Origin of the sequence: Sphingomonas sp. 7/4-4, from assembly GCF_027941955.1 — a bacterium.
Lineage (GTDB): Bacteria > Pseudomonadota > Alphaproteobacteria > Sphingomonadales > Sphingomonadaceae > Sphingomonas.
This window is the reverse complement of record NZ_CP115960.1, coordinates 1,665,947-1,679,818: the sequence shown is the minus strand read 5'-3', so window position 1 is coordinate 1,679,818 and position 13,872 is coordinate 1,665,947. Positions and strand designations below refer to the sequence as shown.

The 13,872-nt window shown below is 65.7% G+C and carries 10 protein-coding genes, 1 tRNA gene and 2 pseudogenes; 4 read left to right on the top strand and 9 right to left on the bottom strand.

Annotated features, from left to right (window positions below):
- Window positions 1-52: 52 nt before the first annotated feature.
- The 9 genes and pseudogenes from PIB19_RS08445 to PIB19_RS08405 form a co-directional block, all read right to left on the bottom strand.
- Window positions 53-2,419 (bottom strand): TonB-dependent receptor, encoded by a 2,367-nt coding sequence (locus tag PIB19_RS08445; protein WP_271240431.1) that lies wholly within the window; start codon window positions 2,417-2,419, stop codon window positions 53-55.
- Between the two features lie 173 nt (window positions 2,420-2,592).
- Window positions 2,593-4,022, bottom strand: a pseudogene (locus tag PIB19_RS08440) (DUF5597 domain-containing protein).
- Between the two features lie 281 nt (window positions 4,023-4,303).
- Window positions 4,304-7,207 (bottom strand): beta-galactosidase GalA, encoded by a 2,904-nt coding sequence (gene galA / locus PIB19_RS08435; RefSeq protein ID WP_271240430.1) that lies wholly within the window; start codon window positions 7,205-7,207, stop codon window positions 4,304-4,306.
- A 306-nt stretch (window positions 7,208-7,513) separates the two neighbouring features.
- Window positions 7,514-8,152, bottom strand: coding sequence for a ribosome biogenesis GTP-binding protein YihA/YsxC (yihA, locus tag PIB19_RS08430; protein ID WP_271240429.1), 639 nt, complete (start codon window positions 8,150-8,152; stop codon window positions 7,514-7,516).
- Entirely contained in the window at window positions 8,149-9,867 is a 1,719-nt protein-coding gene (gene yidC, locus PIB19_RS08425; protein ID WP_271240428.1) for a membrane protein insertase YidC, read from the bottom strand. The genes yihA and yidC overlap by 4 nt, the downstream gene beginning before the upstream one ends.
- Before the next feature lie 22 nt (window positions 9,868-9,889).
- Entirely contained in the window at window positions 9,890-10,102 is a 213-nt protein-coding gene (yidD, locus tag PIB19_RS08420) for a membrane protein insertion efficiency factor YidD (protein ID WP_029724275.1), read from the bottom strand.
- The gene (locus PIB19_RS08415; RefSeq protein ID WP_271240427.1) at window positions 10,099-10,257 is read right to left on the bottom strand and encodes a hypothetical protein; all 159 of its coding nucleotides are present in this window, start codon (window positions 10,255-10,257) and stop codon (window positions 10,099-10,101) included. The genes yidD and PIB19_RS08415 overlap by 4 nt, the downstream gene beginning before the upstream one ends.
- Before the next feature lie 178 nt (window positions 10,258-10,435).
- Window positions 10,436-10,570, bottom strand: coding sequence for a 50S ribosomal protein L34 (gene rpmH, locus PIB19_RS08410; protein ID WP_029724273.1), 135 nt, complete (start codon window positions 10,568-10,570; stop codon window positions 10,436-10,438).
- A gap of 87 nt (window positions 10,571-10,657) precedes the next feature.
- Window positions 10,658-10,939, bottom strand: a complete 282-nt coding sequence (locus PIB19_RS08405) for a hypothetical protein (protein ID WP_271240426.1) — start codon at window positions 10,937-10,939, stop codon at window positions 10,658-10,660.
- 208 nt (window positions 10,940-11,147) lie between these two features.
- On the opposite strand from PIB19_RS08405, the pseudogene PIB19_RS08400 reads away from it, so the two are divergent.
- From PIB19_RS08400 to PIB19_RS08385, 4 genes and pseudogenes are all read left to right on the top strand, one after another.
- Window positions 11,148-12,657: pseudogene (locus PIB19_RS08400) on the top strand (YifB family Mg chelatase-like AAA ATPase).
- Window positions 12,658-12,745: 88 nt separating this feature from the next.
- A complete protein-coding gene (locus PIB19_RS08395; RefSeq protein WP_271240425.1) occupies window positions 12,746-13,162 on the top strand; it encodes a DUF805 domain-containing protein in 417 nt (138 codons plus the stop codon).
- Window positions 13,163-13,246: 84 nt separating this feature from the next.
- A tRNA-Leu gene (locus PIB19_RS08390) sits at window positions 13,247-13,333 on the top strand.
- Window positions 13,334-13,603: 270 nt separating this feature from the next.
- On the top strand, window positions 13,604-13,870 hold the full coding sequence (locus PIB19_RS08385; protein ID WP_271240424.1) for a BlaI/MecI/CopY family transcriptional regulator: 267 nt from the start codon (window positions 13,604-13,606) through the stop codon (window positions 13,868-13,870).
- The last annotated feature ends 2 nt before the right edge of the window (window positions 13,871-13,872 follow it).

The window sequence follows — 13,872 nt, the reverse complement described above, 5'->3', positions numbered from 1 at the left end:
GGCGTTAGCGGTCATTAGCGTTTCGGGTTCACGACTGGTCCTCCGCCCCGTTTCAGAACCGCACGATGAACGACACCCCATAGGTGCGCGGATCGGCCCAGGCGACGGTGTCGCCGGTGATCGCCTGTGCCGGGTTCGCAGCCGGAAGCGCGTGGTTGAGATATTCGGTGTCGAGCAGATTGTTGACGAATGCCGAGACCGTGTAGCGCTCGTTCGCCGGAGTGTAGCCGATCCGCGCATTGGCGATGGTATAGCCGCCCTGGGTCAGGAAATGGCGGTTCACCGTGTCCTGCGGTGTGATGTAGTAGAATTGGCGTGAGGTGTAGCGCGCGTCCGCGGTCAGATCGACGCTGCCGCTCCCGCCCAGCGGAATGGTATAGGTCGCGCTGCCGTTGAGCGTGAGCTTGGGCGCGCGGACGAAGCGGGCTCCCGACAGGTCCGCGCCGCCGTTCACCACCTGCAATTCGTCATATTTGGTGTCGAGGATGCCCACTGCGCCGGTGAGCGTCAGTCCGTCGATCGGCCGTGCCTCGAGCTCGATTTCGGCGCCGTTGACGTGCGCTTTCTCGGCGTTCTGCAGATAGGAGACCGTCGCGCCGCCGACTGCGCCGGGATTGGGGCCGACGACGTTGATCTGCACATTGTGATAGTCATAGTGGAATATGGTTGCGTTGAAGGTGAGCCGCCGGTCGAACCATTGCGACTTGTAGCCCAGCTCGAACGCATCGAGCTCCTCGGGCTCGACCGTCGCCAAGGCGACCGGCAGGGTCGCCGCGGTGTTGAACCCGCCCGATTTCACGCCGTGCGAATATTTGAAGTAGAGCAGATTGTCCGGCGCGACCGTCCATGAGGGGGTCACGTCATAGGTGAAGGCGTCCCAGGTCTTCTTGAGATCGCCCGAGAAGGTGCCGGCGCCGCCGAAACCGCCGGTGTAGCTGTCCCACCAATGCGCATAGTTGCTCCACGAAGTCGCGGCCGCGCCCGGCGAAGCGCTGCGGTCGAAGTCCAGCGTCTTGGTCTCGCGGGTCCAGCGCGCTCCCACCGTCAGCTTCACTGCATCGGTGAAGTCGAAGGTCGCGCTGCCGAATGCGGCGCCGCTTTCCGCCCGGTGATCATAGCGGGTGAGAGCGTAGGCCGCGGGCGCGGTGCTGCCCGGCTGGGCCGGCACCGAGCCGGCGGGCAGGGTGGCCGACCAGGCGTTCGACGTGATCTTTTCATTGAAATAATAGAGGCCGAGGATCCAGTTCAGCCGATCGGCCTGCGGCGAGGCCAGCCGCAGCTCCTGCGTCCATTGCTGGCTGCGCGCGCGGGTATAGCTGCGTGAGATCTCGAGCGGGGTGTAATCGCCGTCGCCCGCGCCGCGCGTCTTGAACCGCTCGTACCCGGTGATCGACGTCAGCGAGAGGGCACCGACATCCCAGTCGAGATGCAGCGAGCCGCCGAACTGCGTGGTGCGGCTGAATTCGCCTGCATTGGTGCTGATTTCGTCCTTGTCGGTCGAGGGCACATAGCCGTTCCGGAACACGCCGCTGGCGGCATAGCTGGCGGTCGTCCAATAGGTACCGTCGGTCTGATAGTCGCGATAATGGAGGCTGAGCAGCGCCTCGAACCCCGGTGCGGGCGCGAGCAGGAATTGCCCGCGCACGACGCTGTCGCGAACGGCGTTGGACTTCTCGCCGGTGAACAGGTTGTCGAGACGCCCTTCGCGATCGTCGATCCGCGCCGAGATGCGGGCCGCCAGTACGCCGGGAACGATCGCCGCGCCGACACCTGTTTCGGCGATCTTGTTGTCGAAGCTGCCATATTCGAGCTTCACGTAATTCTGGTCCGCGCCGTCGGTGAGCGAGGGGCGTTTCGAGATGACGTTGATCGCGCCGCCGGTGGTATTCTTGCCCCACAAGGTGCCCTGCGGCCCGCGGAGCACTTCGACGCGCTCGATGTCGAACAGCGGCAGGCCGGTGGCGCTGGCGTTGCTGATATAGACGTCGTCCAGATAGAAGCCGACCGGGTTGGCGAGATCGAGCTGCTGCTGGCCGGCGCCGACGCCGCGGATCCACCAGCGCGGGCGGCCATGCTGCTGGGTGCCTGCGGATGCGTTGGGCACGAGGTTGAGCACTTCGTTCGCCGAGCGGCCGACGCCGCCCTCGGCGAACAGCTCCGAACTCAGCGCTGTCACTGCCGTCGGCACTTCCTGAAGCCGCTGCTCGCGCCGCTGGGCAGTGACGACGATGTCGTTGGTTCCAGCGCGGGCGGGATCGTCCTCGGGATCGGGATCGGCGACTTCGGTGGCTTTCGCTTTCGCGGCTTCATCCTCCTCCCGAGGCCCGGCAAAGGCGGGCGCGGCACAGGCCAGCGTCAGGGCCAGCGCACTCGATCGGGAGAAGAGGGACAGGGCAGTGCGATTGGACAGGCTGAACAAGATAATTTCCCCGATAGCTGGACGCGATCGCGCCACGGTCGGGGAGGAGTCAGCAAGGGATGTGCCACAAGAGCAAGTTATTGTAATTGTTCAAGATATACAATGAGCATGGAAGCCGACTGGTGGGAACCCAACATTAGCAGTTGCGCGCTGCTGCATCTGCAACAGCGCGCTCAGTTTGGATTGCCCACCGGAATGACGGGGTTGCCGCGGTAACTGCCGAGCTTGACACGAAGCACTTGCTCGCGATCGGTGAAGTTGAGGCCATAGTCGGTCTGATCGCCGTTCCAGACACGCTTGAAGATCCATTTGCCGTTCTCGAAACGCCCTTCCTCGACGCGCACGTAGAGCATGGACTCCTGCGGCTTCGGCGATGCCGGCGCGAAGCTCACGCGGGTGCGGAAACCCGTCACGAGATATTCGTCCGGCCCGATCTCGGCGATGGCGAGGCCGCCCCCGGCTCGGGGTTGCCGGTGGGTTTGTCGGTGCCGAATTGCCACTGGCCGAAGGTCGCCGTTGCCCGGTACTTGCCGAGTTCCATCACCTGCCGGTGCTCGGCCTTCGGATCGGTGGGCTCGGCAACGCCCCAGGTCTTGCCGGCAAACGCCCATCGCGCCCATTCGCGCTGCATCGGCCCGAACAGTCGATAGTTGCGGGCGAAGATGTCGAGCGTCTTCTCGTCGAGCTCTTTGGCGCCGAGCGGAAAGTTCGCATAGCCGGTGTCGTCCATGCCGAACGGCGCGAAGCCGATGCCGCCCCGGCCGATCACCGGAAAGAAGAAGCGGGCGAAGTCGGCGGCGTTTCCGGTCTCGGGAACCATCAGTGCATTGTCGGGCCGGTCATAGAATCGGAGATATTCGAGATAGGCGGCATGGTCGCGCGCATAGATGTCGGGCGAGACGAAATCGAGCGAAGGCGCCGCCGCCTTGTAGACATCGATCACATGATGCACCGGCCCGCCGCTCGAATAGGTGGCGGCGGGCTGGCGGCCGAATGCGGAGGCGAGCGCAGCGTTGACGTACATCGGAAGCGGCTTCACGGCTTTCCCGGCCGCTGCGATCTCCTCGACGTAGCGCGCGATGTGCCAGGCATGGAAATATTCGTCGGCATCCGTGCCGAACACCGCCTTCCAGTTCCCCGGCTTCTTGTCGAAGCGCTTGAGCAGCGCGTCGGGCACCGGGCCGTCGAACAGCTTTTGGGCGAGCGGCGAGAAGTCGCGCACGCTGCCATAGGTGCCGACCTCGTTCTCCGGCTGCACCATGATGACGGTGTTCTGCGGATCGTTGCGCTTCAGATGCTCCATGAGCCTGACGAAGGCGCGCTTGTCCGCTTCCAGCGTCGAGCGGTGGAGCGGCGACAGGGCATAATGGGTTTCGCCCTTCGCATTGGTCAGCCGCGGGAAGCGGGCATTGTCGAGCTTCACCCAGGCCGGCGCGTAGGCGGGCGAGGTGTTCTTCCAGGTCGCGAACCAGAGCAGCACCAACCGCACGTCATTCTCACGCGCCTCCTTGAGCAGCACGTCGAGGAAGGAGAAATCGAACTTGCCCTCTTCCGGCTCGACCTGTTCCCAGGCGATCGGCACCTCGACAGTATTCGCGTGCATCTTGCGGATGACCGGCCAGACTTCGGGCAGCATGGCGGGGTAGTTGCTCGAATTGTTGACCTGCGCGCCCAGCATCAGGAAGGGCGCGCCGTCGACGATCAGCGCGTGCTCGCCATTCCGGCTCTCGATGCGCGGGATCTCCGTCGCGCGCTGCGCAGACGCCGCCTGCGGGAGCATCGCGAAGGCGAGCGCCGCGGCCAGGGCGATCCGCCGCGCCTTGGGCCGACGAAGGGAGAAGGGAGATTTCATGCGATCGTCCTTTTCGGCGTCTCAATTGTTCTTCACGAATGCCGGCTGTTCTTCACGAATGCCGGCCCCGACAGTCCGCCGGTCACGCCAGGCTCGCTTTCCACCAGGATCGTCACCACGCGTTCGGCGTTGCCGGCCGGCAGCGGGGCCTCCACCGGCGCGGCGGCATGGCCTTGTTTCACGGCTACCTGCCTGCCGTCGATCCATATCTCCGCGCGGCCGACCACGTTGCCGAGCACCAGCGTGCCGCCGCGTTCCTGGGTCCGGCGGCGCGGAGTGAAACTGGCCCGCAGTACGATCCAGCGCCCTTCACCCTGCGACGCCTGGATCTCGCCGGGGCCGAGCCAAAGCCAGCTGTTCATGTCGGTATCGGCCGGCTTCGTCGCCGGATCGGGCCGCTCGCGTGACGCCGGGGACTGGCGCCAGCCCTCGATCATTTGCACCGAGGCGGTTGGCGGCACCTGAGCCCGCGGTGTCGCGGCGAGCCGGCGCAGGCTGGTCCGCGCGGCGCGCAATCCCGGCGAGGCGGCGGTCACCACCAGCGGCCCTGCGGCGGCATCCGCGCGTACGATCAGCTGCGCCAGCCCGTTGAACAGGGTGCGCTTGTCGCCCTTCTCGGGCTCGTGGCTATTGGGGTCGCCATTGCCGAGCCCGATGATCTCGCCGCCCGCCGCGGTGAAGGTGACCGGCAGGTTCGCGGTAGGGACATGACGGCCTTTGGCGTCGATCGCGTCGACCGTGAACGGCTGGGCGTCCTCGCCGTCGCCGGCCATCAGCATGCGATCGGGCGTGAGGCGCAACGCCACAGCCGGTCCGGTGGTCTCGACCGCCGCGCGTGCGACTTCCCGTCCGCCGCGATACCCGATCGCCTCGAGCCGGCCCGGGGCATAGGGCAATTGCCAGCGCGGCATCTCGTACCGGTCGACCGCCTGCTCACCCACCGGCTTGCCGTTGAGGATGAGCTGCACGCGCTCGACATTGGTCAGCACCATCACCGTCACCGGCTGGCCCTCGCGTCCCTGCCAGTTCCAGTGCGGCACGATGTCGATCAGCGGCCGATCGTCCACCCATTGCGCGCGGTGGAGCCAGAAGGCGGTCTTGGGGAAGCCGCACATGTCCATGATGCCGAAGAAGCTTCCCGCCGACGGCCATTCATAGGGACTTGGTTCGCCGCGATAGTCGAAACCGGTCCATACGAAGGCGCCCGCGACGAAGGGGCGCGTGCCGATCGCCTTCCACGCCACGCGATGCGTATTGCCCCAGCTCGACCGCACATCGTCATAGGAGGCGAAGACATGCGCGGCAGGATCGCTCTCATAAGCCCCGCGCGTCATGAACGCGCTCGTATCCTCCGAGCTGATGATCGGCAGGTCGGGATGGGCGGCGTGGAACGGGTCATATTGGTTGGGCTGATAGTTGAAGCCCACGACGTCCACTGCCTGGCTGACGTTCTTGGGCGTGAACAGGCCGCCGTTCATCGCCGCGGTGACGGGCCGGCTGTCGTCCAGCGCCTTCACTTCCTTCGCCATGCGGCGGACCATTTCGTAGCCCGCCTCGGTTCCCTGCATCGGTTCTTCGTTGAACACCGACCACAGGATGATGCTGGGCCGGTTGCGGTCACGCCGCACCAGCCAGCGAAGCTGCTCGATATAATCGGGGCTGGTGTTGAAATTGCGGTTCTCGTCCATGACGAGCATTCCCAGCCGGTCGCAGGCGTCCAGCAGCTCGATGGGAGGGGCGTTGTGCGAGCAGCGGATCGCGTTCGATCCCATCTCCTTCAGGCGGCGTATGCGCCATTCCCACAGCGCGTCGGGCATCGCCACGCCGACGCCGGCATGATCCTGGTGATTGCACGTCCCCTTGATCTTGAGCGGCTCGCCGTTGAGGAAGAAACCCTTTTCCGCATCGAAACGGAAGGTGCGAAAGCCGATCCGCAGCAGGCGCTGATCGTCCGGCTGCCCTTCGCGGGCGAGGCGCACGCGCAACGTGTAGAGGTTCGGCGCATCGACCGACCAGAGCTTCGGGTCCGGCACCGTCAGGTCGAGGCGGATCGGCGTGGTCTCCAGCGGGGAAACCTTCGCCGCGACGCTGGCCTGCGCGACGGTGCGGCCGTCCCCGTCGGTCAGCGTGGCGGAGAGCGTCGCCGTTGCGTCGGTTTCGAGGATGCTGCCCAATGTCGCGGTGATCGGCACGGTCCATCGGCCGTCCGGCCCCTGGCGGGGGTCCGCATGGATGCCGTCGGTCTCGATATAGACCGGCGGACGTTTGGCGAGCCACACATGGCGATAGATGCCGGCGCCCTCGTACCACCAGCCTTCCATCTTGTCGGCATCGACGCGCACGACGATCGTGTTCAGCTGGTCGCCGAATCGCGCGGTGGGGGTCAGGTCGAGATAGAGGGAATTATAGCCGCTCCAATTGTGCGCGATGACCGATCCGTTGAACCAGATCGTCGCATTGGTCGCGATGGCGCCCAACTGCAGCTCGAGATACTTGCCGCGATCCTCGGGCTCCAGCCGCAGCGTGCGCCGATACCAGGCATAGCCGCGCGGGCGATATCCCTGCGAGGGATTGGCCTCCCTCTCGAACGGCATCTCGACTGCCCAGTCGTGCGGCAGATCGACGGTGGGCCAGTCCGAATCGTCGAAGTTGGTGGCCGCCGGGCCCTGTGCCTGCCCCGCCTTGGCATTGGCGTAGCTCCAGCCATGGCCCTTGACGATGGGGAAGGGGATGTCGCCCTGGTGAAACTGCCAGGCACGATCGAGCAGCAGCCGGCCGGGCTCGTCGGGCTCCGCGCGATGCGGCCCGGCATTGCGCGGCGGGGGCATGGGCAGGCCGGATACCGGCTCGGCCGCAGCGCTTGCGGAATCAGCGTGGGCGATCGGCGGCAGCGCCGCAGCGCTCCCCGCGACGGCCAGGAAATCCCGACGCTTCATGGATGCGCTACTGCAAGCATGGACATTCGTATTCCTCTTGGCTGAAGCGGCCCCGGCGCATCCGTGAATGACAGAGCGCCGCCCAAGATCAATAGCTGTTCCGCCATTGTACCCCTGTCTCAGCTTGTCGGCGCGATAGCCCCCATCGGTCATCGTTTCCCTCGGCTAGCATGGCGCGGCGAAAGGGGCGGCGCAACTCAAGCTACGAGCGCCGCCTTGGCGGCCGCCCGAACCTCGTCCACCAAAGCTGTCAGGACTGCCGGGTCGCCTGCAAGGCGGTGCGGAGACGATCGATCGCCTCTGGGCTCAACCCAGGGCCTCCAGCACGGCAGCGCGCAATTCGGGGAGGCCCATGCCCTTCTCGCTCGAGGTGGCGATGATATCGGGGTGTGCGGCGGGGCGTTTGCGGGCTTCGGCCTCGGTGCGTTCGCGGACCTCGGCGAGTTCGGTCGCCTTGATCTTGTCGGTCTTGGTCAGGACGATCCGGTAGCTGACCGCGGCGCTGTCGAGCATGTCGAGGATCTCGTTGTCGACGTCCTTGATCCCGTGGCGCGAGTCGATCAGCACCAATGCGCGCTTGAGCACGTCGCGGCCGCGCAGGAAGTCGTTCACCAGATAGCGCCACTGGCGCTGCATGTCCTTGGGCGCCTTGGCGAAGCCATAGCCGGGCATGTCGACGAGGCGGAATTTGAGCGGCTCGCCGACGTCGAAGAAGTTGAGCTCCTGCGTGCGCCCCGGCGTGTTCGAAGTGCGCGCCAGGCCGTTGCGATTGGCGAGCGCATTGAGCAGCGACGACTTGCCCACGTTCGATCGGCCGGCGAACGCAACCTCGGGCACCACCGGGTTCGGCAGATGCTCGAGCTTGGGCGCCGACTTCAGGAAAGCGATCGGGCCGGCGAAGATCTTTCGCGCGGCCTCGATCTGATCGTCGGTGAAGCCGCTCACTTCGCCTTCGCTTCCTTCTTGACCGGCTCCTTGAGCGACGGGTGCCGCTTGTAGAGCAGCCATTGCTGCGCGATCGTCAGCACGTTCGACGTGATCCAGTACACCTGCAGGCCCACCGCGAAGGGCGCCATCAGGAACATCATCATCCACGGCATGATGCTGAAGATCTGCTTCTGCATATCGTCCATCGGCGCCGGGTTGAGCTTGAACTGGAAGTACATCGAGATGCCGAGCAGGATCGGAATCACGCCGATCGCGATGAAGTGCGGCGGCGTAAAGGCGAGCAGCCCGAACAGGTTGAGCGGAGTCAGCGGATCGGGCGCCGACAGATCCTGGATCCAGCCGACGAAGGGCTGGTGGCGCATTTCGATCGTGAGCAGCAGCACCTTGTACAATGCGAACATGATCGGGATCTGGATCACGATCGGAAGGCAGCCGGCGAGCGGATTGACCTTCTCTTCCTTGTACAGCTTCATGATCTCCTGCTGCTGGCGCTGCTTATCGTCCTTGTAGCGTTCCTGCAGCGCCTTCATCTTGGGCTGCACCGCGCGCATGGCTGCCATCGAGGCGAACTGGCGCTGGGCGATCGGGAAGAGCAGCAGGCGGATGGTGATCGTCAGCAGGATGATCGCGCCGCCGAAATTGCCGACGAGACGGAACAGCCAGTCGAGATAATAGAAGATCGGCTGTTCGATGATGCCGTACCAGCCCCAGTCGATCGCGCGATCGAACTGCACGATGCCCAGCTCGTCCTGATATTTGTCGAGGAGCTTCACTTCCTTCGCACCGGCGAAGAAGCGGCTGTTATAGGTGATCTTCTTGCCCGGCGCGAGGTTGAGCGGCTCGGCGAGGCGATAATCGGCCTGATAGGATTTCCAGGATTCGCCGCGTTGCTGGAGCTGGACCGGCACGCGCTGATCGGGGACCAATGCGGTCAGCCAGTAATGATCGGTATAGCCGACCCAGCCGCCGGTGGTGCTGAATTGCTGCGGCGTCCCTTCGACGTCCTTCCAGTTGACGTAGTTCGCCGCACCCTGGGAGATTGCGATCGGGCCGACATGCGCCGCCCATTGATCGGGATCGACCGAACGCTCGGCGCGCGAGACGAGTGCGAACGGCGTGACCGACACCGGCGTGGTGCCGGTATTCGCCACCGTCTGGCGGATGTTGAACATGTAGTTGTCATCGACCGACAGCTCGATGCGGAACAGCTGGCCTGTCGGGCTCCGCGAAGTGAGCGTGACCGGGGTGGTGGGAGTCAGCCTGGTGCCGCTCGCCTGCCAGATCGTGTCCGGGCCAGGTGCCTGGACGCCCGCACCCTGCCAGCCGAACTGCGCGAAATAGGCGCCCTTGGCGCCGCTCGGCGAGAGCAGGCGGATGGGCGGCGAATTCTTGGCGACGGTCTCGGCATATTGACTGAGGACGAGATCGTCGAGGCGCGCGCCCTTGAGGTTGATCGAGCCGCGCAGCTTGGGCGTTTCGATCGCCACGCGCGGCGTCTCGGCGAGCACGATCTGGCGATCACGCAGCGCCTTGGGCGAATCGCCGGCTGGATCGGCGCCGGGATTGGGGACGACCTTGGTCTTGCCGCCCTCGATCGTGACCGGCGCGGGCTGCTGCTGCGGGAAGATCCAGTGCGCGATCTGCGGCCAGCCGAACAGGATCAGTGCGGCCAGCACTGCAAAGATCACGAAATTCTTTTGGTCGTGTTTCACCGAATAGTCCCCGGAAAGTCCGTCATGGCACGGGATCGTAGCCGTGCCCGCCCCATGGATGGCAGCGCAGGATGCGCCGTGCGGCCAGCCAGCCGCCCTTGAGCGCTCCATAGCGGCGGAGCGCCTCGATTGCATAGGCCGAACAGCTGGGCGCGTAGCGGCAGCTGGGCGGCAGGATGAGCGAGGGACCGAGCTGCCAGCCCCGCGCGATCAGGATCAAGAGGCGCGCGATCATCTGGCGAGCTTCGCGCATGCCTTGGCCAGCTCGGCCTTGAGATCGGCATAATCGCGCTCGATCCCGCTACCCCGGCCGATCAGGACATGATCGGCGCCCGGAATGCCCGATTCGGGCAAGACCTCACGCGCGAGCGCGCGGAAGCGGCGCTTCATGCGATTGCGCACGACCGCGTTGCCGACTTTTTGGATACGGTAATGCCGATCCGCATCGTCGAATCGGCATCGTCGCGCGCGCGCACGAGCAGGACGAAGCCAGGCATGGGTGCCCGCTTCCCCGCATTGGCGGCGAGATAGTGCTTGCGCTCGGTGAGCCGCGCGAGCGGTACGGCGGTTAGGCCGACAGCTTCTTGCGGCCGCGGGCGCGGCGGGCACGGATCACGTTGCGGCCGCCGACGGTCGCCATCCGGCTGCGGAAGCCGTGCCGGCGCGCACGCACCAAGTTGCTCGGCTGAAAGGTCCGCTTCATCGCTCATCCTCGAGAATCTAGAACGTAAAAGGGCCGCCACAGGGGCGGCCGCGTGTCGGGTGCCCATACTGAGGTGAGTCGCCGAAGTCAACGCGGGTCTGCGGGAAAACCGAGGAGCGCGGCTTCCGCTTCGGCCTCGGCGGCATCCTTGGCACGTTGCTGCCGTCGACGGAAGCTGCGCCGGCGCAGCGCCATGTCGCTATAATGGCCGAAGCGCGGCCAGCGCCGCTTGAGCCGCGCGAAGTGACGGCGCGCCCATGTCGCATTCTTGAGCACGAGCACCAGCCCGGCCGCGAAGACGAGGATCCCGCCGGGACCGGGGATGATCCCGACCAGCGGCGACGCCGCCATGATCGCGAATCCCAGCACGACCAGGATCGTGCGGAAGAGAGGGGCGGGTGTGTGAGTTCGCCATTACACTGGATGTGGGAACGGGGGTCGGCGCTGCCAAGTATCGCCTGCCGGAATTTGCAGGTCTTCGGCGCATCGTGGATGCGGATCGTCGATCTCGCCGTTTCGGAGGAGTTCTGTTCCATCCCGGACGAAAGCCGGTAAGAACAGGACAAGGGGGAACCGCATGATCGCGAGCGTTTCGACGGTGGCCTATCTGGGGCTGGAAGCGCGCGCAGTCGAGGTGCAGTGCAATCTCGTCGCGGGACTGCCCAGCTTCGTGGTGGTCGGGCTGCCCGACAAGGCGGTGGCGGAAAGCCGCGAGCGCGTGCGCGCCGCGATCGCCGCGATCGGGCTGGCGCTGCCGCCCAAGCGGATCATCCTCAATCTCTCGCCCGCCGATCTGCCCAAGGAGGGCGCGCATTTCGATCTGCCGATCGCGCTGGCGCTGCTCGCGGCGATGGGCGTGGCCGATGCCGAGACGCTGTCGGGCTATATCGTGGTGGGCGAGCTCGGGCTCGACGGACGAGTCGCGCCGTCGCCGGGAGTGCTGCTCGCGGCGCTGCATGCGTCGGAAGAGGGCAAGGGGCTGGTCTGTCCGGTGGCGCAAGGGCCGGAGGCGGCCTGGGCCGGCTCGATCGAAGTGATCGCGGCGCCCGACCTGATCGGGCTGCTCAACCATTTCAAGGGCAACCAATTGCTGCCCGCGGCACCCGCGGGCGAGATGGATACGCCCGGCTATGGCCCGGATCTCGCGCAGGTAAAGGGACAGGAGACCGCCAAGCGCGCGCTGGAAATCGCGGCCGCGGGCGGGCACAATATGATCATGGTCGGGCCGCCCGGCGCGGGCAAATCGCTGCTCGCTTCGTGCCTGCCGGGAATATTGCCGCCGCTCGACGCGGCCGAGGCGCTCGAAGTCTCGATGGTGGCGTCGGTCGCGGGGACGCTGTCGGGCGGGCGGCTGACGCGGACACGGCCGTTCCGCAGCCCGCACCATTCGGCGTCGATGGCGGCGCTCACCGGCGGCGGGCTCAAGGTCAAGCCGGGCGAAGTGAGTCTCGCGCACCTGGGTGTGCTGTTCCTCGACGAGCTGCCCGAGTTCCAGCGCGCCGTGCTCGATCTCGCTGCGCCAGCCGCTCGAGGCGGGCGTGGTGAGCGTCGCGCGGGCCAATGCGCATGTCACCTTTCCGGCGCGGGTCCAGCTGATCGCGGCGATGAACCCGTGCCGCTGCGGGCATCTCGGCGATCCCGCGCTAGCGTGCGCGCGGGCGCCGAAATGCGCCGCCGATTATCAGGCCAAGGTGTCGGGGCCGCTGCTCGATCGAATCGACCTGCACGTCGAAGTGCAGCCGGTCACCGCCGCCGACCTCGTGCTGCCACCGCCGGCGGAAGGATCGGCCGAAGTAGGCGCGCGCGTCGCTCGCACACGCGCAGTTCAGACGGCGCGCTACCGCGATGTGGCCGCGCGCACCAATGCCGAGGCCGAGGGCGAGCTGCTCACTGATTTCGCGACGCCGGACGAGCCCGGGCGGAAACTTCTCGCCCAGGCGGCGGAAGCGATGCGGCTGTCAGCGCGGGGCTATACCCGCGTGCTGCGCGTGGCCCGGACGATCGCCGATCTTGCGGGCAGCGAGGGCGTCGGACGCATCCATGTGGCGGAAGCGCTGAGCTATCGGCGGCAGGCACCACGAAGCTGAATGGCATTTTGTCGTTGCAAGGGCACGCACATTCATGTTCCCTCACGGCAGGACGCGAACAGGCGCCCGCAAATCAGGGGAAGTAATCATGGAGTGGATGCTTTTACCGCTTAAGCGTTACGCCGATTTCCAGGGCCGTTCGCGCCGGCTCGAATATTGGATGTTCACATTGTTCGTTCTTCTGTGCGCGCTGGCGCTGATGGCGGTGGTGTTTGTGCTCACCGGCTTCGGCAGCAGCGGATCCGGCATGCTCAGCACAACGTTCCTCGTCATTTTCGGACTGGCCTATCTGGCGATCCTTGTCCCGTCGATCGCGGTACAGGTTCGTCGCTTTCATGATCGCGACATGTCGGGCTGGTTCGTGTTGCTGAACTTCATTCCCTATGTGGGCGGCCTGATCGTGTTCGTGTTCATGCTGCTCGAAGGGACGCGCGGCCCGAATCGCTTCGGCCCCGATCCCAAGGATCCGGCCGGGGTCAACAATCTCGGTGAAGTCTTCAGCTGAGACGACGGAGGGGCGGCGCGGGCTTGCAGGCAGCGCCGCCTTCGTCTAGCGCTCTCGCCCCGCCGCTATGCGGCTGAACGCTTTGCGGGCGTGGTGAAATTGGTAGACGCGCGGGACTCAAAATCCCGTTCCTTAATCGGAGTGTCGGTTCGAGCCCGACCGCCCGCACCATCCTTGAACATTCGGTCTGGAAGCTTCGGCTCCGTCATCCGCAAAGGGATGATGGAGAGCGTGGCCGTATGCGCCCGGAGAACGAACCCGAAATTGCCGCTTGCACTCGCGCTACAAATGTAGCACGCTACAAATGTAGTCAACGAGGTAAGCCATGCTGTCGCAATTGCCGCCCCGCGAACGTCAGATCGTCGACCTGCTCTATGAGGGGGATCGCGCACCGTTGCGGATATATGCGACGCGCTGCCGGACCGCCTCACCGGATCGGCGGTGCGCGCGATGCTGAAGCGACTCGAGGACAAGGGCTTCGTGCGCCGCGAAGAGAGCGAGCGGGGGTTCGTCTTTTCACCGACCTTGCCTGACAGCCAGGCGCGGCGGACCGCACTCGGCCAGGTTGTTCGCACCTTCTTCAACGGGTCGCCGGTCAGTGCAGCCAGCGCATTGCTGGGGATGGCGCAGCAGCCCGATGCGAAGGAACTGGACGAGCTCGAACAGATGATCGCCCGCGCGCGGCGGGCCCAGAGCGGAGGAGAATGACG